This is a genomic window from Cyanobium sp. BA20m-p-22, assembly GCF_024346275.1.
GTDB lineage: Bacteria > Cyanobacteriota > Cyanobacteriia > PCC-6307 > Cyanobiaceae > Cyanobium_A.
On the sequence record NZ_JAGQCQ010000013.1, the window covers coordinates 1 to 20,089 of the forward strand.

Annotated in this window: 30 protein-coding genes; 11 read left to right on the top strand and 19 right to left on the bottom strand. The window is 68.2% G+C overall.

The annotated features are described in order from the left end of the window. Nucleotides 1-195, top strand: a 195-nt coding sequence (locus KBZ15_RS02260) for a type II toxin-antitoxin system Phd/YefM family antitoxin (protein ID WP_255013025.1), incomplete at its 5' end; no start/stop codon positions are given. Further along, nucleotides 195-587, top strand: coding sequence for a type II toxin-antitoxin system VapC family toxin (locus tag KBZ15_RS02265; protein ID WP_255013027.1), 393 nt, complete (start codon nucleotides 195-197; stop codon nucleotides 585-587). The genes KBZ15_RS02260 and KBZ15_RS02265, both read left to right, overlap by 1 nt. 44 nt (nucleotides 588-631) lie before the next feature. On the opposite strand, the gene KBZ15_RS02270 is transcribed toward KBZ15_RS02265, so the two are convergent. The 3 genes from KBZ15_RS02270 to KBZ15_RS02280 form a co-directional block, all read right to left on the bottom strand. Further along, a complete protein-coding gene (locus KBZ15_RS02270) occupies nucleotides 632-826 on the bottom strand; it encodes a hypothetical protein (RefSeq protein WP_255013029.1) in 195 nt (64 codons plus the stop codon). Continuing rightward, the gene (locus KBZ15_RS02275; protein ID WP_255013031.1) at nucleotides 823-1,062 is read right to left on the bottom strand and encodes a hypothetical protein; all 240 of its coding nucleotides are present in this window, start codon (nucleotides 1,060-1,062) and stop codon (nucleotides 823-825) included. Before KBZ15_RS02275 ends, KBZ15_RS02270 begins: the two co-directional genes overlap by 4 nt. Nucleotides 1,063-1,488: 426 nt before the next feature. Next, on the bottom strand, nucleotides 1,489-1,734 hold the full coding sequence (locus tag KBZ15_RS02280; protein WP_255013032.1) for a hypothetical protein: 246 nt from the start codon (nucleotides 1,732-1,734) through the stop codon (nucleotides 1,489-1,491). A 69-nt stretch (nucleotides 1,735-1,803) separates the two neighbouring features. On the opposite strand from KBZ15_RS02280, the gene cbiE reads away from it, so the two are divergent. Continuing rightward, nucleotides 1,804-3,093, top strand: coding sequence for a precorrin-6y C5,15-methyltransferase (decarboxylating) subunit CbiE (gene cbiE, locus KBZ15_RS02285; RefSeq protein WP_255013056.1), 1,290 nt, complete (start codon nucleotides 1,804-1,806; stop codon nucleotides 3,091-3,093). Here the strand turns inward: cbiE and KBZ15_RS02290 are convergent. From KBZ15_RS02290 to pheS, 5 genes are all read right to left on the bottom strand, one after another. After that, nucleotides 3,044-3,250, bottom strand: a complete 207-nt coding sequence (locus tag KBZ15_RS02290; RefSeq protein ID WP_255013033.1) for a hypothetical protein — start codon at nucleotides 3,248-3,250, stop codon at nucleotides 3,044-3,046. The two genes, cbiE and KBZ15_RS02290, sit on opposite strands and share 50 nt — an antisense overlap. Nucleotides 3,251-3,340: 90 nt before the next feature. After that, a complete protein-coding gene (locus KBZ15_RS02295; protein WP_255013035.1) occupies nucleotides 3,341-3,790 on the bottom strand; it encodes a DUF192 domain-containing protein in 450 nt (149 codons plus the stop codon). Nucleotides 3,791-3,840: 50 nt separating this feature from the next. After that, nucleotides 3,841-4,530, bottom strand: coding sequence for a response regulator transcription factor (locus tag KBZ15_RS02300; RefSeq protein WP_255013037.1), 690 nt, complete (start codon nucleotides 4,528-4,530; stop codon nucleotides 3,841-3,843). Further along, nucleotides 4,527-5,444, bottom strand: a complete 918-nt coding sequence (locus KBZ15_RS02305; protein WP_254932489.1) for an NAD(+) kinase — start codon at nucleotides 5,442-5,444, stop codon at nucleotides 4,527-4,529. Before KBZ15_RS02305 ends, KBZ15_RS02300 begins: the two co-directional genes overlap by 4 nt. A gap of 73 nt (nucleotides 5,445-5,517) precedes the next feature. Continuing rightward, complete coding sequence (gene pheS / locus KBZ15_RS02310; RefSeq protein ID WP_255013038.1) at nucleotides 5,518-6,525, bottom strand: phenylalanine--tRNA ligase subunit alpha; 1,008 nt, start codon at nucleotides 6,523-6,525, stop codon at nucleotides 5,518-5,520. 82 nt (nucleotides 6,526-6,607) lie between these two features. Between pheS and surE the strand changes: the two genes are divergently transcribed. Further along, nucleotides 6,608-7,420, top strand: a complete 813-nt coding sequence (gene surE / locus KBZ15_RS02315) for a 5'/3'-nucleotidase SurE (protein WP_197151177.1) — start codon at nucleotides 6,608-6,610, stop codon at nucleotides 7,418-7,420. Here surE and KBZ15_RS02320 read toward each other — a convergent pair. Beyond that, entirely contained in the window at nucleotides 7,405-7,986 is a 582-nt protein-coding gene (locus KBZ15_RS02320; RefSeq protein ID WP_254930632.1) for a DUF3611 family protein, read from the bottom strand. The two genes, surE and KBZ15_RS02320, sit on opposite strands and share 16 nt — an antisense overlap. Before the next feature lie 78 nt (nucleotides 7,987-8,064). Here KBZ15_RS02320 and KBZ15_RS02325 point away from each other — a divergent pair, with 78 nt between their 5' ends. The 4 genes from KBZ15_RS02325 (at nucleotide 8,065) to KBZ15_RS02340 (ending at nucleotide 11,425) form a co-directional block, all read left to right on the top strand. Beyond that, nucleotides 8,065-9,060, top strand: coding sequence for a bifunctional riboflavin kinase/FAD synthetase (locus tag KBZ15_RS02325; protein WP_255013057.1), 996 nt, complete (start codon nucleotides 8,065-8,067; stop codon nucleotides 9,058-9,060). Nucleotides 9,061-9,136: 76 nt separating this feature from the next. Continuing rightward, on the top strand, nucleotides 9,137-10,228 hold the full coding sequence (locus tag KBZ15_RS02330; protein WP_255013041.1) for a thiamine phosphate synthase: 1,092 nt from the start codon (nucleotides 9,137-9,139) through the stop codon (nucleotides 10,226-10,228). Then, nucleotides 10,225-10,431, top strand: a complete 207-nt coding sequence (gene thiS / locus KBZ15_RS02335; RefSeq protein ID WP_197151174.1) for a sulfur carrier protein ThiS — start codon at nucleotides 10,225-10,227, stop codon at nucleotides 10,429-10,431. The genes KBZ15_RS02330 and thiS overlap by 4 nt, the downstream gene beginning before the upstream one ends. Nucleotides 10,432-10,456: 25 nt before the next feature. Continuing rightward, nucleotides 10,457-11,425 carry a DUF1517 domain-containing protein gene (locus tag KBZ15_RS02340; protein WP_255013042.1) on the top strand — a complete coding sequence of 323 codons (969 nt, stop codon included), beginning with the start codon at nucleotides 10,457-10,459 and terminating at the stop codon, nucleotides 11,423-11,425. Here KBZ15_RS02340 and larB read toward each other — a convergent pair. From larB to KBZ15_RS02360, 4 genes are read right to left on the bottom strand one after another with little or no spacing between them, the layout of a single operon-like run. Beyond that, nucleotides 11,422-12,162 (bottom strand): nickel pincer cofactor biosynthesis protein LarB, encoded by a 741-nt coding sequence (gene larB / locus KBZ15_RS02345; protein WP_396123384.1) that lies wholly within the window; start codon nucleotides 12,160-12,162, stop codon nucleotides 11,422-11,424. The two genes, KBZ15_RS02340 and larB, sit on opposite strands and share 4 nt — an antisense overlap. Then, the gene (locus KBZ15_RS02350; protein WP_255013043.1) at nucleotides 12,159-12,590 is read right to left on the bottom strand and encodes a TIGR03792 family protein; all 432 of its coding nucleotides are present in this window, start codon (nucleotides 12,588-12,590) and stop codon (nucleotides 12,159-12,161) included. Before KBZ15_RS02350 ends, larB begins: the two co-directional genes overlap by 4 nt. Continuing rightward, nucleotides 12,587-13,069, bottom strand: coding sequence for a 2-C-methyl-D-erythritol 2,4-cyclodiphosphate synthase (gene ispF / locus KBZ15_RS02355; RefSeq protein ID WP_254930637.1), 483 nt, complete (start codon nucleotides 13,067-13,069; stop codon nucleotides 12,587-12,589). Before ispF ends, KBZ15_RS02350 begins: the two co-directional genes overlap by 4 nt. A gap of 19 nt (nucleotides 13,070-13,088) precedes the next feature. Continuing rightward, nucleotides 13,089-13,520 carry an NfeD family protein gene (locus tag KBZ15_RS02360; RefSeq protein WP_255013044.1) on the bottom strand — a complete coding sequence of 144 codons (432 nt, stop codon included), beginning with the start codon at nucleotides 13,518-13,520 and terminating at the stop codon, nucleotides 13,089-13,091. Between the two features lie 63 nt (nucleotides 13,521-13,583). Between KBZ15_RS02360 and KBZ15_RS02365 the strand changes: the two genes are divergently transcribed. Further along, complete coding sequence (locus KBZ15_RS02365; RefSeq protein WP_254930653.1) at nucleotides 13,584-14,498, top strand: SPFH domain-containing protein; 915 nt, start codon at nucleotides 13,584-13,586, stop codon at nucleotides 14,496-14,498. On the opposite strand, the gene KBZ15_RS02370 is transcribed toward KBZ15_RS02365, so the two are convergent. The 6 genes from KBZ15_RS02370 to era all read right to left on the bottom strand — a co-directional run bounded on the left by KBZ15_RS02370 (nucleotide 14,461) and on the right by era (nucleotide 17,813). Continuing rightward, nucleotides 14,461-14,889 carry a PIN domain-containing protein gene (locus KBZ15_RS02370; protein ID WP_254930639.1) on the bottom strand — a complete coding sequence of 143 codons (429 nt, stop codon included), beginning with the start codon at nucleotides 14,887-14,889 and terminating at the stop codon, nucleotides 14,461-14,463. The two genes, KBZ15_RS02365 and KBZ15_RS02370, sit on opposite strands and share 38 nt — an antisense overlap. Further along, a complete protein-coding gene (locus tag KBZ15_RS02375) occupies nucleotides 14,876-15,121 on the bottom strand; it encodes an AbrB/MazE/SpoVT family DNA-binding domain-containing protein (protein ID WP_254930640.1) in 246 nt (81 codons plus the stop codon). The genes KBZ15_RS02370 and KBZ15_RS02375 overlap by 14 nt, the downstream gene beginning before the upstream one ends. 77 nt (nucleotides 15,122-15,198) lie before the next feature. Next, a complete protein-coding gene (trmD, locus tag KBZ15_RS02380) occupies nucleotides 15,199-15,897 on the bottom strand; it encodes a tRNA (guanosine(37)-N1)-methyltransferase TrmD (RefSeq protein ID WP_254930641.1) in 699 nt (232 codons plus the stop codon). Between the two features lie 5 nt (nucleotides 15,898-15,902). After that, nucleotides 15,903-16,427 carry a phycobiliprotein lyase gene (locus KBZ15_RS02385; protein ID WP_254930642.1) on the bottom strand — a complete coding sequence of 175 codons (525 nt, stop codon included), beginning with the start codon at nucleotides 16,425-16,427 and terminating at the stop codon, nucleotides 15,903-15,905. Nucleotides 16,428-16,612: 185 nt separating this feature from the next. Beyond that, nucleotides 16,613-16,840, bottom strand: coding sequence for a type II toxin-antitoxin system Phd/YefM family antitoxin (locus KBZ15_RS02390; protein ID WP_255013045.1), 228 nt, complete (start codon nucleotides 16,838-16,840; stop codon nucleotides 16,613-16,615). A gap of 43 nt (nucleotides 16,841-16,883) precedes the next feature. Further along, entirely contained in the window at nucleotides 16,884-17,813 is a 930-nt protein-coding gene (era, locus tag KBZ15_RS02395; RefSeq protein ID WP_255013046.1) for a GTPase Era, read from the bottom strand. Nucleotides 17,814-17,906: 93 nt separating this feature from the next. On the opposite strand from era, the gene KBZ15_RS02400 reads away from it, so the two are divergent. Both KBZ15_RS02400 and KBZ15_RS02405 read left to right on the top strand, forming a co-directional pair. Continuing rightward, a complete protein-coding gene (locus KBZ15_RS02400) occupies nucleotides 17,907-18,452 on the top strand; it encodes a hypothetical protein (protein WP_255013047.1) in 546 nt (181 codons plus the stop codon). Nucleotides 18,453-18,487: 35 nt separating this feature from the next. Then, on the top strand, nucleotides 18,488-20,038 hold the full coding sequence (locus KBZ15_RS02405; protein ID WP_255013048.1) for an alpha/beta fold hydrolase: 1,551 nt from the start codon (nucleotides 18,488-18,490) through the stop codon (nucleotides 20,036-20,038). The last annotated feature ends 51 nt before the right edge of the window (nucleotides 20,039-20,089 follow it).

Below are 20,089 nucleotides of genomic sequence, written 5' to 3' on the forward strand. Positions count from 1 at the left end.
CTGGTGGAGGCGATCGAAACCGGTGCGGCAAGCGAGGTGGTGATCGCCCGCAACGGCAGGCCGGTGGCGCGGCTCACCGCCCTGCAGGGGGCTGCGCAGCCCCGGCGTCTGGGGGTGGCCCGCGGTCAGTTCACGGTTCCCGATTCGATCGATGCCGCCAATCCGCTGATCGCCGAGCTGTTTGAGCAGCCCTGATGCGCCTCCTGCTCGACACCCACGCCTTCCTCTGGGCGATCAGTGATGAGCCCAGGCTGGGCCCGCGCAGCCGCGATCTGATCACCACCGAGGCCAGCAGCGTGCTGATCAGCCATGTGTCGCTCTGGGAGATCGCCATCAAGTACGCCCTGACTCGCAGCGACATGCCGCTCTCGGCCGCCCAAGCGATTCCATGGGCTCAGGAGTGCGGCTTCGAGCTCCTGCCGCTTGATCTTCCCCATCTGCTGACGCTTGAGCAGTTGCCCCTCCATCACCGCGATCCGTTTGACCGCCTGCTCGTGGCCCAGTCGATCAGCGAATCGCTGCTGCTGGTGAGCGCCGATGGGGCGTTTCATGCCTATGGCTGCCCGCTGCAGGATGCCCGCCGCTGAAGGAGAGATTGCGCAGGGGCTCGATCGCTGCAGCCCCAATGGCCTCACGGCAGCGGCAGCCTCTGCAGGCCTGCAAATCGTTCGAAATAGCGATCGAAACTCACCAGGCGCCAGCCATACAGCACCTGATCAGAGGCCTGGACTTCCCAGTAGTGAAAGGCATGTTGGTGATGGCTGTGTTTCGGCCAGACCAACTCCAACCAGACATTCAGATCCGGCAGATCGGCTGTGGTGCTCACGGGTCGAGCAGATCGAACAGGCCGGCATTGCTGAGCTGCTGCCCCTTGATTGCCAGCGACCCGTCCAGGCGCGGCAGGGTTGCTGCGGACCGCTTCAGCTCGGCGCGGGTGGCTGCGGCGCCGAGCCCTTGTTCCACGTAGCTGCACAGCAATTGCTTGAGGGTGACACCCTCATTAGCCGCCCTGGCTTTCAGCCGTGCGAATAGCGGATCCGGCAGCTCCAGGGTGGTGCGCATGCTCCAGGGCCAAGCATTTTAGTGCGCATCCATTGCGTCGCGATGCTCTGGCTCCACCACAAGGAGCCGCTCCAGCAGGTTCTCCAGGTACCCGCCGCTGCCAGCCGGGCGCGCATCCGCTCCTCCACCAGGGGGTGGTCGTTGATGATCCACAGCAGCGAGTCCGGCACCTGGCGCAGGATTTACAGCCAGCCAGCGAACAGCGCGGGCTTGATTTTTTCCGGCCGGTTGAAGCACGTACACACCACCGAATCGGCCGGATCTGGTAACGGGGCTGAGCTCACGAAGCCCCAGGGCAGTCTGTAGAGGTTGCGCCGATGGAACCCATGCCTCCCGCCAGCACCAGGCGCAGCGGGTCGCAGTGAGGAGTGCCGTAAGCGCCACCACTGTTATTGAACCGCGACGAAAAATTCATTGTCTGCGAGATCAGGAAGCGGGCTGCTTTGGCGCCTGAAAGCCCCCATTCACCTCCTGATCCACCAGGGCGTCGAGGGTCACGGCGGAGCGCACCAGGGCCTGGTAGCGCTGCACCACCCGGCGATTGCGCTCGATCCAGTTGCCGGGATCCCCGCTGGGCAGGCCCGTGCCATCCCCGGCCAGCAGCTCCAGGTCTTGTTGCTGGGCCAGTAGGGCGAGCACCAGGTCGTGGATGCGCTGGCGGCGGTCGCTCATGGACGGGCGGGGGTGCTCTCGGCTGGGCATCATGGCTCCATTGGCAAGGACACCCTGGCGGAGTTGGCCGTGTTGGAGGTGATCGGCACCGATGCCGGTGGTTTGGCCGGCTTGGTGCCCCCCAGCCTGGCCCTGGTGCGGGCTGCCCAGCTGCTGCTGGCTCCTGCCCGGCTGCTGGCGGAGCTGGAGCCCTGGTGGCGGGCCGAGCAGGCGGCCGGGCGCATCTCAGCGGGGAGCCCTTGCCCCCAGCTGCTGGCCAGCGACCGGCCGGAGTTGATCTTCGGGGCCGTGGAGCAGGCCCTGGCGGCGGGCCGCCCGGCCGTCCTGCTCGCCAGCGGCGACCCCCTCTGGTTTGGCATCGGCCGCCTGTTGCTGCAGCGCCTCCCGGCGGCCCAGCTGCGCTTTCATCCCGCCCCCAGCTCGCTGCAGCTGGCCTTTGCCCGCCTCGGCCGCCCCTGGCAGGACGCCAGCTGGATCAGCCTGCACGGCCGCGACCCCGAACCCCTGGCGACCGCCCTGCAGAAGCGCCCCAGTGCCCTGGCGGTGCTCACCGACCCAAGCCGCGGCGGCCCCGAGGAAGTGCGGAGGATTCTGGCGGCCTCAGGCCTGGAGGCGGCCTATGCCTTTTGGCTGTGCGAGCGGCTGGGCCATCCGGCGGAGCGGGTGCAGCGGCTGGCCCCCGGGGCCCCCTTGCCCCTGGACTGCGATCCGCTGCACCTAGTGCTGCTGATCGCCGAGCCCCCCGCTCCCGTCACCCCCGCTTCCCTGCCCCTGTTCGGCCTCGACGACGGCCTCTTTCTCCAGCACGACGACCGCCCCGGCCTGATGACCAAGCGCGAGGTACGCATCCAGCTGCTGGCCGATCTGGAGCTGCCGGAGGCCGGCGTGCTCTGGGATATCGGCGCTGGCGTGGGTTCGGTGGGGCTTGAGGCCCTGCGGTTGCGGCCTGGCCTCAAGCTCTGGGCCCTGGAGGCCCGGGGCGGCTCTGCAGCCCTGATCGCTGCCAACGCCCAGCGGCTGGGGGTGGAGCCGGCGGGGATCAGCGAGGGCCGGGCTCCCGAGGCCCTGGCGCAACTTCCCGATCCCGACCGGGTGCTGATCGGCGGCGGCGGCCGCGAGCGGGCGGCCGTGCTGGCGGCGGTGCTGCAGCGGCTGCGGCCCGGTGGCGTGGTGGTGATCCCCCTAGCCACACTGGAGGCCCTGGCGGAGTTGCGGCCCCCGCTGGAGCGGGCCGGCTGCGCCGTGGCGGTGGCCCAGCTCCAGGCCTGGCGGGGGGCGCCTTTAGCGGGCGGCACCCGCCTAGCGCCGCTCAATCCGGTGCTGGTGCTGAAGGGGCGGCTGCCAGCCGCTGCAGATTGAGAAGCAGCTGCCAAAGCGCCGCCGGTGGGGCCTCGATCGCCAGCACCTCACGGCAGCGCTCCAGCCAGCCTTCACGCTGCTGGAGCCGCTTGAGGGCCTCCAGCACATTCATCAGTGCCCCGAGCGACACCCCGGAGCCCGCAGCCGCTGGGGGCAACGGCCCTGGGGGGGAGGCGCGGCGGATGGCACGGGATCATCGGCTCGGATGTTTCCGATTCTGGTCAACCGGACGGCTCCCGGCTGCAGCTCAGGGTGTAGGCGGGCCCCCAAGTGCCTCAATCCGCACCGGGGTGCCCACCCTGATCCCGAGTGCTTCGGCCTGGCCGCCTGCCAGCTCCAGCACCCCGTCCACGGCCTGGTCGGGGCCGTAGCTGCGGCAGGGCAGGCTCATGCAGGGTTGGGCATGGGCCTCAATGGCCACCACCTGGCCTCCCAGCACAAAAACCATGTCGAGGGGCTCGGGGGTGCGGTGCATCCAGAAGCGGGCCAGGGAGGGCGGGCTGTAGGGGAACCACATGCCCCGCAGGGGCGGCAGGGGCCCCCGGAGTTGCATGCCCCTGCTCTGTTCGTGGGATTCATCGGCCACTTCCAGCTCGATGCAACGGCCGTTCTCCAGGCACCAGCGAGCCTCGATCGGCAGCTGCTGGGGCGGCGGTGAGAAGCCGCAGAGCAGGGCCGCCACTCCAGACAGAGCCACCCCAGACAGAGCCAAGCCTGGCACCAGCCCTTGCCAGCCCCGCCCTCCCATCAGGCGCTGCCCTCCAACTGGGGCATGCCCTGGCTCAGGCAGTAGCCCTGGCCCCGGATTGTGTGGATCAGTCGCTGCTCGCCTCCCTCTTCGAGCTTGTGGCGCAAGTAGCGCACATACACCTCAATCACGTTGCTGGTGGTGCCCTGGTCGTCATTCCACACCTGGCGCAGGATCAGGTCCCGGCCCACCACCGTGCCCTTGCGCTCCAGCAGCAGCATTAGCAGTTGGTATTCGCGCGCCGTCAGGCCCACAGGCCGCGATCCCCGCTTGACCTGACGAGTGCTGGGGTTCACCACCAGGTCGGCCACCTGCAGTAGCTGGACTGGAATATTGGTGCGGCGGCTGCGGTCCAGGTGCAACCTCAAGCGCATCAGCAGATCGCTGGGGCCAAGGCTGGAGAGCCAGAAGTCGTTGGCGCCAGAACTGAGGCAGAGAACCCGGGCCTCCACCGTGTCCTCGCCCACATCGAGCAGCAGGGGCAAGTCGCCCCATTGGGCCCGCAACGCCGGGATGCGGCCGGCCTGGTCGGCGGAGAGCAGCACCGCATCGGGTGCCGGGGCTGCAGGGGCGGGGGCGGCTGAAGGAGAGGAGCGGGCAGGGGTGCTGCAGGTGTATCCAGATGCCTCCAGCCGCGCGGCCAGGGCTTCAGCCTCCTTTCCCACCAGCAGGATCAGCGGTTCACTCATGGGGCCATGCCGTTGCCGGGTTTGGCCACATGGGGCAACCCCCAGCCGAGCTTGTTGCGCAGCACCTGGAAAAACTCGTGGTCTGCCAGGCGCACAAAGCGGGCCGGTTGCTCGCTGCGTCGCACCAGCACCCGGTCTTCGGGCCAGATGTAACTGCCGGCACTGCCATCGACCACCATCATCAGCCGCTCGGGGGTGGCTGGGAACACCGTCACCGGCTCCCGGTCGCTGAAGACCAGGGCCCGCGATGCCAGCGAGTGGGGTGCGATCGGCGTGAGCTGCAGCACGGGACAGTCGGGCGTGATCACCGGGCCGCCGGCGCTGAGGGCATAGGCGGTGGAGCCCGTTGGGGTGGCGAGGATCACGCCGTCTGCGGCGATGTCCACGGGGGCGTGGCGGCCGATGGCGATCTCGAAGTGGCACATCGAGGTGAGGGGCTCGCGGTGTAGGGCCATCTCGTTGAGACAGAGCACTTCCCAGCGGCGTTGCTCGCCGCGCATCACGCTGACGATCAGCATCGTGCGCTCCTCCACCGTCCACTCACCGCTGAGCACCTGGTCCAGCGCCGCCTCCAGCTCGTTGAGGTAGGCCTCCGCCAGAAAGCCCAGATGGCCGGTATTGACCGTGAGGATCGGCACGCCGATGGGTGCGGTTTGGCGGGCGGCCGAGAGCACGGTGCCGTCGCCGCCGAGCACCACGGCCAGGCTGAGGTCGGGGGCGAAGTTTGCCGGCACGCAGGCCGCATAGCCGCGGCTGCGCAGGTGCTGGTCTGGGTTGGCGAAACCCACCATGCCGCCGGAGCTGCTCACCCGCACCACGCCATAGCCGGCCGCCTTGAATCGGGCCTCGATGGCATCGGCAGTGGCCAGGGCCACGCCCTTGCCGTCATTCACGATCAGTCCGACGCGGGGCACCGATCGGGGGGCGGGGAGTTGCCTGAGTTTATGGGCCCAGTTTCAGCTAGCTCGCCCCAGGGCTCCTGTTGTCCTAAAACTGCTCCAGAAAGCGCAGGTCACTGGTGTACAGGCGGCGGATGTCATCGATGCCGTGGCGCACCATGCAGAACCGCTCCACCCCCAGGCCCGCCGCAAAGCCGCTCCAGCGTTCCGGATCCAGGCCCATGCCGGTGAGCACGGCGGGGTCGACCATGCCGCAGCCCATCACCTCCAGCCAGCGGCCCCGCCACTGCACATCCACCTCGGCGCTGGGCTCGGTGAAGGGGAAGTAGCTGGCCCGGAAGCGCACCGGCAAGTCGCCAAAAAACTGCTGCAGGAAGGCCGTCACGGTGCCGCGCAGGTGGCTGAAATCCAGGCCCTCATCGATGGCCAGCACCTCCACCTGGTGGAACACCGGCGAATGGGTGGCATCCACCGGGTCGCGCCGATACACCCGGCCAGGGGCGACCACCCGCACCGGCGGAGGGTTCTGTTCCAGGTAGCGGATCTGCACCGGTGAAGTGTGGGTGCGCAGTAGGCGGCCCTCCCCCAGGTAGAAGGTGTCCTGCATATCCCGGGCCGGATGGTGCTCCGGGATGTTGAGGGCGCTGAAGTTGTAGTGGTCGGTTTCGATCTCAGGCCCCTCTGAAACCCGATACCCCAGCCCACTGAAGATGTCGACGATCTCTTCGATCGTGCTGATCAGCGGGTGGCGATGCCCCGCTGGGGTGTAGCTGCAGGGGGCCGTGACATCCAGGCTCTCCCGGGCGATGCGCTCTGCCATGGCAGCGGTTTTCACCGCATTCAGCCGCTCGCCGAGCAGGCTTTGCACCTGCTCCTTGAGCACGTTGGCCCGCTGGCCGATCAGGGGCCGTTCGTCGCCGGGCAACTTGCCCATGGCCCCCAGCAGGCCGGAGAGGCGCCCCTTCTTGCCCAGCAGGCCCACCCGCAGCTCCTCCAGCTCGGCGGCGGTTGTGGCAGCGGAGATCTCAGCTGCCGCCTCGCTTTCAAGCGCCACAAGCTGGTCGGTGAGCTGCTGCAGGGACACGGTGGCGCTCACGGCAGGTGCGGAGGGAGTCGAGACTTTAAGTAGGCGCCCCAGCGCTGGGCCGTTACGTTGCGGCGAGATCGCCCTTCGACCGATGGCACCGTTGAGGATCCTGATCAGCAACGACGACGGCGTTTTCGCCGAGGGGATCCGCACCCTTGCCAATGCAGCCCTGGCCCGCGGCCACCAGGTGAGCGTGGTGTGTCCAGACCAGGAGCGCTCCGCCACCGGCCATGGCCTCACCCTGCAGACCCCGATTCGGGCGGAGCGGGCCGATGAGTTGTTTGATGACGGAGTGCAGGCCTGGGCCTGCAGTGGCACCCCCTCCGACTGCGTCAAGCTGGCCCTCTTTTCCCTCCTTGATGAGTGGCCGGATTTGGTGCTCTCCGGCATCAATCACGGGCCCAACCTGGGCACCGACATCCTCTACTCCGGCACCGTCAGCGCGGCGATGGAGGGAACGATCGAGGGCCTGCCCGCCCTGGCGGTGAGCAGCGCCGACTTCCAGTGGCGTCAGTTTGCGGCAGCGGCCAGGCTGGCCCTGGATGTGGCCGAGGGCATGCTGGCGGAGGGTTGGCCCGACAACATGTTGCTCAACCTCAACGTGCCCGCCCGGCCCCCCGAGGCGATCGGGCCGTTGCGCTGGTGTCGCTCGGCGGTGCGCCGCTACACCGACCAGTTCGAGCAGCGGGTGGACCCCCGCGGGCACACCTACTACTGGCTGGCAGGGGAGGTGGTCAATGACCTCGAAGCCCAGGTGTCCGGGCCAGAAAGCTGGCCCACCGATGTTGCCCAGATCAATACCGGTGCCCCTTCGCTGACCCCGCTCCAACCCGACATCTTCTGGCGTGGGGTGACCCGCGACCTGCCGGATCTGAGTGGTCTGCTGGCTCAGGTGGAGCGGTAAACCCGCTGCAGCAGCCAGAGGCTGATCCACAGCCCGATCAGATGGGCAAACAGCACCTGGGTGTTGCCCAGTACGGACAGCATCTCAATCGAGGTGATCGGCAGCCCCACCAACCGGCCCGCGGTCCCGGGGGTTGCCTGGATCTGGGCACCGAAGAACCCCGGCACCTGCTGGGAGGCCTGCACAAACAAGCTGCCGGCCAGGGACTGATAGCCAATCACCGCCAGGCTCAGACCCACCAAATCGGCAAGCAGGCCCCGTTTGATCAATTTGGCCGTTTCGCCCTTGCTGGGCCGCACCGGAGAATTCAGGGCCCGGCCGCAGCGCACGATCAGCCCGCTCTGCCAGATGCACCAGAGCAGCAGCAGAAAGGCCAGGGTTGTCAGCGAAATCCCAGGCCCCAGGCCCAGGGCCCGGGAGGAATTGGCTGCCAAGCGGCCGCCGATGTTGTTGAACAGCAGGACGCCGACCACCACCACGGCCAGCACCACCTGGGCCCAGAGGCGTACCCAGCCCATGCGCCGCAGGGCTGCAGCGATCAGCTGTAGGTCGAGGCGGTCAGCCATGCAGCCAGTGCCGGTTTGTGCCCCAAAGGTGCCATGGGAAGATCGATTTGGCTTCTGTTGCCGTTGGTTTCCGTAGCGTTGATACCCCTGCGATCCCCCCAGGAAGCCCGCCGGCCGACGGCCATTGCCCTTGGCAGCTTTGATGGCCTGCACCAGGGCCACCGAAGGGTGATTGCCTCGGTCACGGATCTGCCCGCTTCCACGCCAGCTGCCGTGCCCACTCCCGTCCCAACGGTGGTGAGTTTCTGGCCCCATCCGCGCGAAGTGCTGCACGGGGAGGCGCGGCTGCCCCTGGATTTGCCCGCTGAGAAGCTGCACCTGCTCGAGCCGCTCGGCATTCAGCAGCTGGTGCTGGTGCCCTTTACCCAGGAGTTGGCCGCCCTCAGCCCGGAGGCGTTTGTTCAGCAGGTGCTGTTGGACCAGCTGGGGGCCAGGCGGATTGCCGTGGGGGATAACTTCCGCTTCGGGGCCGGCCGCTGCGGCGACAGCCAGACCCTGGCGGCCATCGGCCAGCGCCACGGCATCGATGTGAAGGTGCTGCCCATGCTCTGGGATGGCCCGGAGCGGGTGAGCAGCAGCCGCATCCGTCGAGCGCTGGCCGAGGGGGATGTGGCGGAGGCCCACCGGCTTCTCGAGCGGCCCTATCGCTTCCGAGGCCTGGTGGTGCCAGGGCGGGGACTGGGCAAAACCCTCGGCTGGCCCACCGCCAATCTGCAGGTGGACGGGCGCAAATTTCTCCCCCTCGAGGGGGTGTACGCCGCGGCGGTGTCAGTGGCGGGGGGGCCGACGCTGCCGGCGGTGATGAATCTCGGCCCCCAGCCAACGGTGGATCCGATGGCCCCCTCGGCGGTGGAGGTTCACCTGCTCGATCGCCGCCTGGAGCTTGTGGGCATGGAGCTGCAGGTGCAGCCCCTGCAGCTGCTGCGTCGCCAGCAGACCTTTGCCAGTTTCGAAGACCTCAGCAGCCAGATCGCTGCCGACGCCGACCGGGCCCGCGCCCTATGGGGCGGGGTAGGCGTGGGTGAGGCCCCAGCCGATGAAGGTGGCAATCCCGCCGAGCAGCAGAATCCCTGAGATCAGCACCAGCATCGGGTTGTCGGAATTGGCCTTGTCCACTCCGCCCGGCTCGCCTGCCATTGGCCCCTGCGCGATGGACTCCACCCTAGACAGCTTTGAACCAGACAGCTTTGACCGTTCCGCCCGGGATCGTCTGCTCGACGCCAACCTGGACCGGGCCCGGGAGGGTCTGCGGGTGCTCGAGGACTGGGCCCGTTTCGGCCTCGACCGGGGCGATCTAGTGGCCCGCACCAAGGACATGCGCCAGCGGCTGGGCCGGCTGCACCGGGATGGCTACAAATTCGCCCGCCATACGGCCACCGATCCGGCCGCCGGCCTGGGCCACCCGGCCCAGGCGGAGCGCCGCAGCCCCAGTGCCGTGGTGGGTGCCAATGCGGGCCGGGTGCAGGAGGCTTTGCGGGTGCTGGAGGAGTTTGGTCGCAGCAGCGATCCGGAGCTGGCCGAGGAGGCCGCCACCCTGCGCTACCTGCTCTACGACCTGGAAGTCGATCTGCTGCAGGCCTGTCGCCTCGCCGCCACTGGCGGGGTGGGGCGGCGCGAGGCGCTGGCCAGCTGCCGGCTCTACCTAGTCACCTCCCCGGTGGCCGATCTGGAGGGGGTGGTGGCCGCCGCCCTCGGGGCCGGAGTGCGCCTGGTGCAATACCGGGCCAAGGAGGCCGCCGGCCTCGACGACCTGCAGAAGCTCGGCCAGGCCCGCGCCCTGCGTCAGCTCTGCACCGCCCACGGCGCCCTGTTTCTGGTCAACGACCGGATCGACATCGCCCTGGCAGTTGAGGCCGACGGGGTGCACCTGGGCCAGGGGGACCTGCCACCGGCCATTGCCCGCCAGCTGCTTGGCCCCGATCGTCTGATCGGCCGCAGCACCCATGCCCTGGCCCAGCTGCAGCAGGCGGTGAGCGAGGGCTGTGACTACTTGGGGGTGGGCCCCGTGCACGCCACTCCCACCAAGCCGGGCCGTGAGCCCGTGGGCCTCGACTACGTGCGCCAGGCCGCGGCGGCCAGCCCGATCCCCTTTTTCGCTATCGGTGGGGTGGATGCCAGCAACCTGGCGGCCGTGCGGGCCGCTGGCGGCACCCGGGTGGCGGTGGTGCGGGCGATCACCGCGGCGGCCGATCCCGCGGCGGCCACTGCCGGCCTGTTGGCAGAGCTTGAGGCCAGGGGATGATCACGCTGGTGGTAAATGGCGAAGCGCGCCGCTGTGCCGCCGGTCTCAACCTGGAGCAAGCCCTCGGCCAGCTGGGTTACCAGCCCCGGCTTGTGGTGGTGGAGTTCAACGGCACGATCCTGCCCCGCTCGGCCTGGACCGGGCAGCTGGTGGTGGAATCCGACGTACTGGAAGTGGTCACCATCGTCGGTGGTGGTTCCTAGATTCCTTCTATCTGCTTAAAGCGCCTTGGCGCGTTCCACCCCCTTCCTTCTGCGGCGCTGCGCCAGCCTGCTGGTTGTACCCGTGTTGGCCCTCACCCTCCTGCTGGCCCATCCCAGCCCCAGTTGGGCTGCCAGCGGCGGCCGTATCGGTGGCGGCAGCTTCCGCTCGGCACCCTCCATGCCCCGCAGCTACGGCGGGGGTGGCTACGGGGGTGGCGGTGGCCTTAACGGGGGCTACCGGGGCGGCTATGGCGGTGGCGGCATTGGCTTCCCCTTCCTGATTCCCCTCTTCGGTTTCGGCGGCGGCGGCCTGTTTGGCTTCCTGGTGCTGATGGCCGTGGTGGGTCTGCTTCTCAATGCCATTAAGGGCGGTGGTGGCCAGGCTGGGCCCCTGCCCGCTGGCCGCGGCTCCGAGCTCGGCTACGGCAGGCCGGATGGCCCCGTGACGATCAGCCAGCTGCAGGTTGGTCTGCTGGCCTCGGCCCGCGACCTCCAACGGGACCTGCGACGGCTGGCAGGTAGCGCCGACACCGGGCGTGCGGCAGGCCTGCAGGCATTGCTGCAGGAGACCACTCTGGCCATGTTGCGCAACCCCGATCTCTGGGTGTATGCCAACGCCGAAGTGGGCCAGGTGCCATTCGCCAGTGCCGAAGCCACCTTCAACCGTCTCTCGATGGGCGAACGCAGCAAGCTGCAGCGCGAGGTGACCAGCAATGTCTCCGGCCAGCGCTTCAACGATGCCAGCGTTGTTTCAGGCGAGAGCGACGCCAGTAGCGATTTCATCGCCATCACCCTGCTGGTGGCCAGTCGCAACCGCCTCAACATCAAGGGGGCCGGCAGCGCAGATCAACTGCGGGATGCACTCCAGCAACTAGGCGCGGTGGGCGCAGACGACCTGATTGCGATCGAGGTGATCTGGCAACCAGAGGGTGCCGGTGAGGTGCTGAGCACCGAAGAACTGCTCACCGCCTACCCCCAGCTGCAACATCTTTAAGTTCCACGGATTGATGAGTCAACAGCTACCCCATTTGGGAGCTGGCTGTTGAGGATGCGCAGGGCAGCCATCGCGGCGCCGTAGCCGTTGTCGATGTTCACCACCAGAAGCCCTGGGGCGCAGCTGGCCAGCATGCCGTTGAGGGCCGCCATACCGCCGGCGCTCACTCCGTAGCCCACTGCCACCGGCACGCCGATCACCGGTTGGGGCAGCAGGCCGGCCAGCACCGTCGGCAGGGCTCCCTCCATGCCGGCGCAGGCAATCAGCACAGGGGCCCTGCGCAGCTCCTCCAGCCGATCTAGTAGCCGGTGCAGGCCGGCGACGCCCACATCGAGCACCAGCTCGGTGGCGATGCCGTGGCAGGCCAGGGCCAGCTGGGCCTCCGCCGCCACCGGCAGGTCGCTGGTACCGCCGCCCAGCACCGCCACCCGGCCCCGGCTGGGATCGGGGTTCGGCAGGCTGCCGGCGGTGAGGCAGCGGGCCTGCAGGTGGTGCTGCAACTGGAGCTCCTCGGCCAGGTTGGGCCCCAGCTCGAGGGCCACGGCATGGGCTTTTGCGGGCTCGATGCGGGTGGCGAGCGCCAGTTCAGCGGCGGCGTGGGTGGCGATCAGGATCCGGGCGATCTGCTCGGCGCTCTTGTTTTCGCCCCAGATCGCCTCCACCATCCCCAGCCGCTGGCGGCGGCCCAGATCCAGGCGGTGCTCACTGCTCATGGCGCTGCTCATGGAGCTGCTCATGGCGGTAGCAATTCCCCTTCAAACACCAGGGGGAAGGGATTGCCCTGGCGCCTACCGGTGGCCTGGCGGGCCGCCTGCTCGAAGCGCTCCTGCACCGCATCCAACTCAGCCGGTGGGATTGCTTTCCACTGCTCCCGGCTGGCCCAGCGAATCAGCAGCGTGCCTTCCTCGGTGGCGGGGTCCCACAGCAACTGGCGATCGAGGAATCCTTTCTGTTGGGCCAGCCAGGGCTCCCAGCTGTTCGCTTCGGCGGCGATCCATTCCTGGCGCGCTTCAGCCGGCACCTTCACGCGCAGGTGCTCGACCACGGCCACCTCAAAACCGCCGTCGGGGCCATCCCGCCCTGCAATCGCCCTGTCGGGATGGCCGGCCAGCAGCATGGCCAGGCACAGCCCAAGGGCCAGCAACCTCGCCAGCCCCCCAATCATTTCTGCAACAGGGCCACGGCGTGGCAGGAGATCCCCTCCTCGCGTCCTTCAGCGCCCAGTTTTTCGTTAGTGGTGGCCTTGACGCCCACCTGGTCGGCCGAGAGCCCCATGCGGGCGGCGATGGCGGCGCCCATGGCCCCGATGTGGGGCTTGAGCCTGGGGCGCTCGGCGACGATCACGCTGTCGATATTCACCACGCTCCAGCCTCGCTCTGCCACCAGGGCCCCCACCTGCTCCAGCAGCACCAGGCTGTCGGCCCCCTGCCACTGGGGGTCTTCTGGCGGGAAATACAGGCCGATGTCGCCCAGGGAAAGGGCCCCCAGCAGGGCATCGATGATCGCGTGCACCAGCACGTCTGCATCGCTGTGGCCGTCGAGGCCGAGGCCCGCGGGATGCTCCAGCCGCTGGCCGCCCAGGATCAGCGGCCGGCCCGGCACGAGCCGGTGGATGTCGTATCCGTTGCCGATGCGTAGCTGCATGGGCCGCAGTGGAGCGGCTTCAAACCCTATCGCCCAGAACCTGTAGGCGGTTGCCTTCTCGGCCCATCACCTGCACGCCCTCGCCGGTCTGCAGTTGCCGTTCCGGCTCAAGGTTGATGGCCGCCCAGCTCTGCCCCTGCCAGCGCACCCGCCCAGCCTCTTCCCCCGGGCTGAAGCCGCTGATCACGCTGGCCCGGTCGCTGCTGCCGCCTGGTGGAATCGCCCGCGTTCGGCGCTGCCTCGACCAGCCCTGCAGAGAGGGCAGCAGGGCCAGGGTCAGCCCTGCGAACACCCCCAGCTGGGCCGACGGGCCCAGGGCCGGTACGGCGGCCAGCAGTAAGGACAGCCCCAGGGCAGCCAGAACGGCGGGCAGCAGGCCGTCGAAATCGGCCCCGAGCCAGCTGACGCCCAGCAGGATCAGCGCCAGTAGAAACCAGGTCAGCGCGGCCATGGCAGGGGCGGGTGGGGCAGCCCGACCATGGTGCCTAGCCTGAAGCCAGTGCGAGGCCATTCCGTGGAAGCCCTGTTCGGTCTACCCGCCCTAGTGCTGATGGCCCTGCTCGGGATCAACAGCGTCAAGGTCACCAGCGGCGGCCAGTCGCGGCTGGTGGAGCGCCTCGGCAAATACGACCGCCAGCTGCAGCCTGGCCTGTCGCTGGTGTTGCCGGTGCTCGAAAAGGTGGTGAGCCACGAATCGCTCAAGGAGCGGGTGCTCGACATCCCGCCCCAGCAGTGCATCACCTGCGACAACGTGGCGATCGAGGTGGATGCGGTGGTGTACTGGCAGCTGCTGGAGCACGCCCTCGCCTACTACGCCGTAGACAATCTGCAGGCGGCGATGGTGAACCTGGTGCTCACCCAGATCCGCGCCGAGATGGGCAAGCTCGACCTGGATCAAACCTTCACCACCCGCCAGGAGGTGAATGAGGCGCTGCTCAAGGAGCTGGATCAGGCCACCGATCCCTGGGGCGTGAAGGTGACCCGGGTCGAGTTGCGCGATATCCAGCCCTCCCGTGGGGTGCAGCAGGCGATGGAGCAACAGATGACCGCCGAGCGGGAGAAGCGGGCAGTGATCCTGCGCTCCGAGGGCGAGCGCGAATCCCAGCTCAATGCAGCCCGTGGCCGCGCCGAGGCGCTGGTGCTCGATGCCAGGGCCAAGCAGGAGGCACTGCTGCTGGAGGCCCAGGCCCAAGCCCAGCAGCAGACCCTGCTCGCCCAGGCCAGGGCCGACGCCGCCACCCGGCTGGCCGAGGCAATCCAGGCCAACCCTCAAGCCGCTGAGGCGATGCGGTTGCTGCTGGCCGGCGACTGGATGGCCATGGGCGAGCAGATGGCCCATGCCCCCGGCGGCAGCGTGCTGATGGTGGATCCCCAGAGCCCGGCGGCTCTGCTCACGGCGTTACGGGGTCTGCAGCAGGGCCAGAGCTGAGGGGGCCGATCAGTTTCACGCCTTCGGTATTAGCAAAGCCCTGATCAAAGGTCAGCACTGGCATGGCGCCATGGCTGGCGGCGCGAGCCAGAATGAGCTGATCGGCAAAGTCACCACCCTGCTGGAAGCGGCTGAGGGCGTCGATCACCGCGTCCACATCGACCACCACAACCCCTCGGGTGCGGATCAGACGTTGCAGGAGGTTGTGGCGCGTCGCTCGATCTAGTCCGTAGCCCCGCAACACCCAGGCAACTTCAGCGAGAACCACATCCGGGATGAACGCTCCCCCCGCCTGGATCGCGCCTAGTAAAGCTTCCTCGGCAAGGGGCGTCTGAACGGGGTCATCACCCACCAACACCCGAACCACCACATTGGTGTCAAGTGTCTGCACAGCCAGCGGCAGCGGCGATGGCGCGGTCCATGTCGTCCAGGCTCATGGAGCGGGTGACGGCGGGGCGATGGCGGAAGAGCTCTTCTGGTTCGTACAGAGCAGGCACCAACACCAGCCGTCCATGCCGATCCACGCTCACCTGGAGGTGACTGCCGGGAGTCAGTCCCAGGGACTCACGCAGCTGTCGGGGGATTGTCAGCTGGCCCTTTGAGCTGAGCGTGATCGTTCTCATCGTTCAACAGTAAGGCAGATTGCCTTACATGGGGTCGCTGCTCAGTGGCGCCCTGGATGTCACCCAGTGCGCGTCGGCTACTGCTGGGCCTGCTGCTCCTGCCAGCGCGCATAAAGATCTGGCCGGCGCTCGCGGGTGCGCTGCTGCTGCTGCTCGAAGCGCCAGCGGGCGATTGCGCCATGGTCGCCGCTGCGCAGCACCGCCGGCACCTCCAGCTCCCGGAAGCTGGCCGGGCGGGTGTAGTGGGGGTGCTCCAGCAGCAGGGCGCTGTGGCTCTCCTCCTCCAGGCAAGCCTCGGTGCCCACGGTGCCCGGCAGCAGCCGCACCACGCCGTTGATGATCACCGCCGCCGGCAACTCGCCGCCAGTGAGCACGAAATCACCGATCGACACCTCCTCGTCGGCCAGGGCGCGGATGCGCTCATCGAAGCCCTCGTAGTGGCCGCAGACCAGCACCAGCTGCTCGTATTCAGTGGCCCAGCGGCGCAGGTCAGCCTGCTCCAGGGGTTTGCCCTGGGGGCTCATCAGCAGCACCCGCCGCCGCGGCAACACCGGAATCGCCTCCACCGCCGCAAATACCGGCTCGGGCTTGAGCACCATGCCCGCTCCGCCGCCGTAGGGATCATCGTCGACCTTGCGGTACTTGTCGGGGGCGAAGTCGCGCGGGTTGTGGGTGTGCAGCGTCGCGATGCCGGCGGTAAAGGCGCGGCCGATCACCCCCAGGGCCAGCAGCGGCGCAAAGGCTTCCGGTGCCAGGCTCACCGCATCCAGGCGCATGGGGCTCAGCTCGCGGGGGCGGTGGGGCGACTCACCCGGCGGATCTCGGAGCTGAAGCTGGCCCGGCCCGGGCTGCCGTCGGCGCTGCTCTCCACGGTGCTGCGCAGCCGCAGGTTGGGCTTGGTGAACCAGATCCGCTCCCGCACCTCGGTGTCATTGGAGCGGATCGTGAGCTCCAGGCTGCCGTCGGGCCAGAGCTGCCAGCTGCCCTGCCGATCGCCGCTGCGGAAGTCGCCGTCTGCGCTGAAGTGCAGCTGGCGGGCCACGCCTTCCTTGGGGCAGACCCGCAGGCCGCCGGCGCCGCCCGGAGTCTCGGGCTCCAGAAAGGCCACCACCAGTTCGCCGCGCTCGCTGCTGTGCCAGGCGTCGCCGTCTTCCGTGTCGAGCTCAGCTGCGGCACTCACCGCCGCCAGGGCGAACTGGCTGCGCAGGCCCATCCACTCGCCGGCGCAGTGGCGCAGAAAGCCGCCGATCTCCTTAGGAGGGAAGGGGGCGGTGTCGGTGAGTGACTCGGTGCTGGGCTCGCTCATGGCTGCGATTCTCTCAGCTGCCTGGCCCGTCGCCGCCTATCCAGATCACCTGGTGGAGCGGCGATCGCTCAGGTTTCCACGCAAGGTTGCCGGCAGGCGTTTCGGGGCGATGGCCAGCCAGAGCAGTAGCTGGGTGTCGAGCAGTTGCGGGCTCAAATTTGGTTGGCTTGAGCTGGCTGTCACCATCAGCCGAACATCGCCTTGATGTCCTCCTGGAAGTCGGCTTTGAGGTCGCAGTCCAGAAGAGCAGAGCCTTGCAGAAAGCCGAGCTCGCGCTTGCGAGGAGTCTCATCCACCGGCACCAGACGCACCAGGGCCTTGCCGGCCCGGGCGATCACCACCTCCTCGCCATCGAGAGCCTGCTCCACATACCGGGAGAGATGGGTTTTGGCGTCGTGCAGATTGACTTGCATGAGATCAGCTAAGCCGGCCTATTAGCTAAGCCGGCTAGCAAGGTCAGTCCCCCCGGTAGCCCAGTTCGCTCAGGCGGGCGGCGCTGCGGCGCCAGCCCGGCACCACCTTGACGAACAGCTCCAGGTACACAGGCCCTTCAAATATCTTCTCCATCTGCAGCCGCGCCCCCTGGCCGATGGTTTTGAGCATGCTTCCCCCCTTGCCGATCAGGATCCCCTTCTGGCTGGAGCGCTCCACCAGCACCGTGGCCAGTACGGCGGTGCGGGGGCCGTCGTCGACCACCCGCTCGATGCTCACCGCCACGGAGTGGGGCACCTCCTCGCGGGTGTGGTGCAGTACCTGCTCCCGGATCAGCTCGGCCATCAGCAGCTGCTCGGGCTGGTCGCTCACCGCATCGGCCGGATAGAGATGGGGCCCCTCGGGCAGTTCGGCGCTCAGGGCCGCTACCAGGGCCCCGGTGCCTTCGCCGCTGAGGGCGCTCACCGGGTGCAGGGGCCAGTCGCCCGCCAGCTCCCGGTAGCTGGTGGCCAGCTGCTCGGCCCGCTCCGGATCCACCAGGTCGTTCTTGTTGAGGGCCACGTGCACCGGCGCGCGGCAGTGCTTCAGCAGCTCCACGATGAAGCCATCGCCCCGGCCCGCTGGTTCGCTGCCATCCACCAACAGCAGCACCACATCCACCTCGCCGATGGCACCGCGGGCGCTCTGCACCAAGCGCTCCCCCAGCAGGTGGTGGGGCTTGTGGATGCCCGGGGTGTCGAGCAGCACTAGTTGGGCCGCCTCGGTGGTGAGGATCGCCCGCAGCCGGTTGCGGGTGGTCTGGGCCACCGGTGAGGTGATTGCCACCTTTTCGCCCACCAGCTGGTTGAGCAGGGTGGATTTGCCCACGTTCGGCCGGCCGATCAGGGCCACGAAGCCAGAGCGGAAGCCCTCTGGGCTGGTTGGCAGGGCCGGGATGGTCGCGGGGAACTCCATGGCTCCAGCCTCGCAGCCGGCAGCACCTGGCTGGCGATCTCGCCCATAGGCTGGAGCTGCGTGCTGCATCTCCGCCCAGAGATCTCCCCAGCGATGGCTCCAGCCCCGTCAGATGACTCCGCTGCCCCCCTCCAGCCCAGCTTCCAGCAGGCCATGGAGATCACTGCCCATTGGTTGGCCCTCTGGGAGAACGGCGAACTCAGCGATGAGGTGCTGGCCGACAGGGTGGCTGAGCTGGTGGCCAGTCGGGATGGGGCCCGCGGCTTTTTCGTGGTGAGCCTGGCCGGTGATGGCCCGTTGATGGACCGGTTGCCCGAGCCGTTGGTGCTGCAACTGCGCTTGGCGGGCGAAGGAGTGGTGGACCTGTCGGTCCGCAATCTGGCGATGAGCACGGCCATGGCGCTGCACCACCAGCGGGCGGGGGATGGGGGGCAGCAGGCGGCTTCAGATCGGGTGCGGGCGCGCTGCACCGAATTGCTGCGCGGCCTTGAGCCCCTGGCCGTCAAGCAGAGGCTGGAGATCCTGCTGGCTGCAACGGCAGGGGAGGGCGACGACGTGGCCTTCCTGGAACGCTGGGGGTACGACCGCGAGCAGAGAGCGGCCATTGCTGCCGCGATCGAGGCGGTAGCCGAGGCCTGAGCTGGGCCAGGATGCCTGCTCCTTGGCTTGTATCCATGGCCGCGTCCCGGCTGGTTCGTGCTTTGGCCACGGGGCTTTGCTCCGCTGCGCTGCTGGCCCCGCCAGCGGCCAGATCGATTGAAACCATCAGGTTGCGGTTGCCCCTGCTGGAGACCGACTTCCTCATCCGGGTTTCCGAATTGCGCAGCCCGGCGGCCCTGCTTGCTGGCGACAGCGATTTGGCCGAACTCGACCGGGCCACCAACGGGGTTATTGGTCAGAAGCTCAAAGCGGTGCTGCAGTCCAACCTGCCCCTGGAGCTGAAGGCCGTATTGCTCAATGCCAACGGATCGCCCCTGCTGGAGCAGGTGCTGCTGTTGGTGGGAGCCCTCGGTGACATCGACGGCCTGCCTGAGCCAATTGAGCCGGCCCAGTTTCACCGGGCACTGGAGCTGGCGGCCGCCAAAGGGGGGATCAGCTTGCTGGATGTGCTGGAGAATCTTCCCGGCGAGAGCGTCACGGTGGAGCTGGGCCGGCTGGGTTATTCGGTGCAGAGATTCCGGGCCCAACGCCTTCAGGCCGAACAGTTGATTGCCGCCTTGCCAGCGGTGAGCAGCAAGGGGGCCTGGCTGGAGGCCGGGAAGTTCGCCAGCGCGCGCCGGGAGCTCAAGATTGACGTGGCCCACCGTCCCGAGCCCCTGGCGGTGGTGATCTGGGAGTCCAGTGCATCCGCCACCGCCACCGCTACCGATCGCATTCCAGATCGACTCGTGGTGATTTCCCACGGCCTCTGGGATGACCCCAGAAATTTCGAGGGCTGGGCTGGGCACCTGGCCAGCCATGGCTACACGGTGGTGCTGCCACGCCATCCCGGCAGCGATCAGAGCCAGCAGCGGGCGATGCTCTCAGGCAAGCAGCCGCCACCGAAACCGGCAGAATTGGCGCTGAGGCCCAAGGATGTGTCGGCGGTGATCGATGCTGCGGCCCAGGGTCAGTTGAACTTGCGCCGGCCGGTGAACACAAAGGCGGTGCTGGTGGCTGGCCATTCCTGGGGGGCGACGACAGCCCTGCAGTTGGCCGGTGCCCGGCCCACCGCCAGCAGGCTGGAGCAGCTGTGCGAAGACCTGCGCCACCCCTGGCGCAATCTCAGCTGGGTGTTGCAGTGCAACTTTGTTGGTTCGGCTGACAGTGCAGCCCTGGCCGACTCCAGGGTGGTTGCTGCTGTGGCGGTGAGTCCACCGATGCGGTTGTTGTTCGATATTGATTCGGCCAGGGGTATGGGGGCCGCCGTGCTGGTGGTGAGTGGCGGCAGCGACTGGGTTGTACCCCCGGGCCCGGAAGCGATCGAGCCGATGGCCAGGGTCATCCGTGCCACCAGTGAGGGCCACCGCCTGGTGCTGGTGGAGGGGGGCACCCATTTCAATCTGCGTTCTTCACTAGCCAATGGCGGGGGGGCTTTGCGGGGTTTGATCCTGGCTTGGTTTAGTGCGGCCAGCCAGGCCCCAGCAGGAAGCCCGCCCCAGTTGCCCCCCGATGGTTGGGGGAGCAGCACCATGCCCCTGCGGGATGTGACCAAGCACCTGCCTGAGCCTGCCAACCAGCCATAAAAAAGCGCCCTCTGGGGGCGCTGGGGGCTCGCTGCTGGAAGCAGGAAGCTT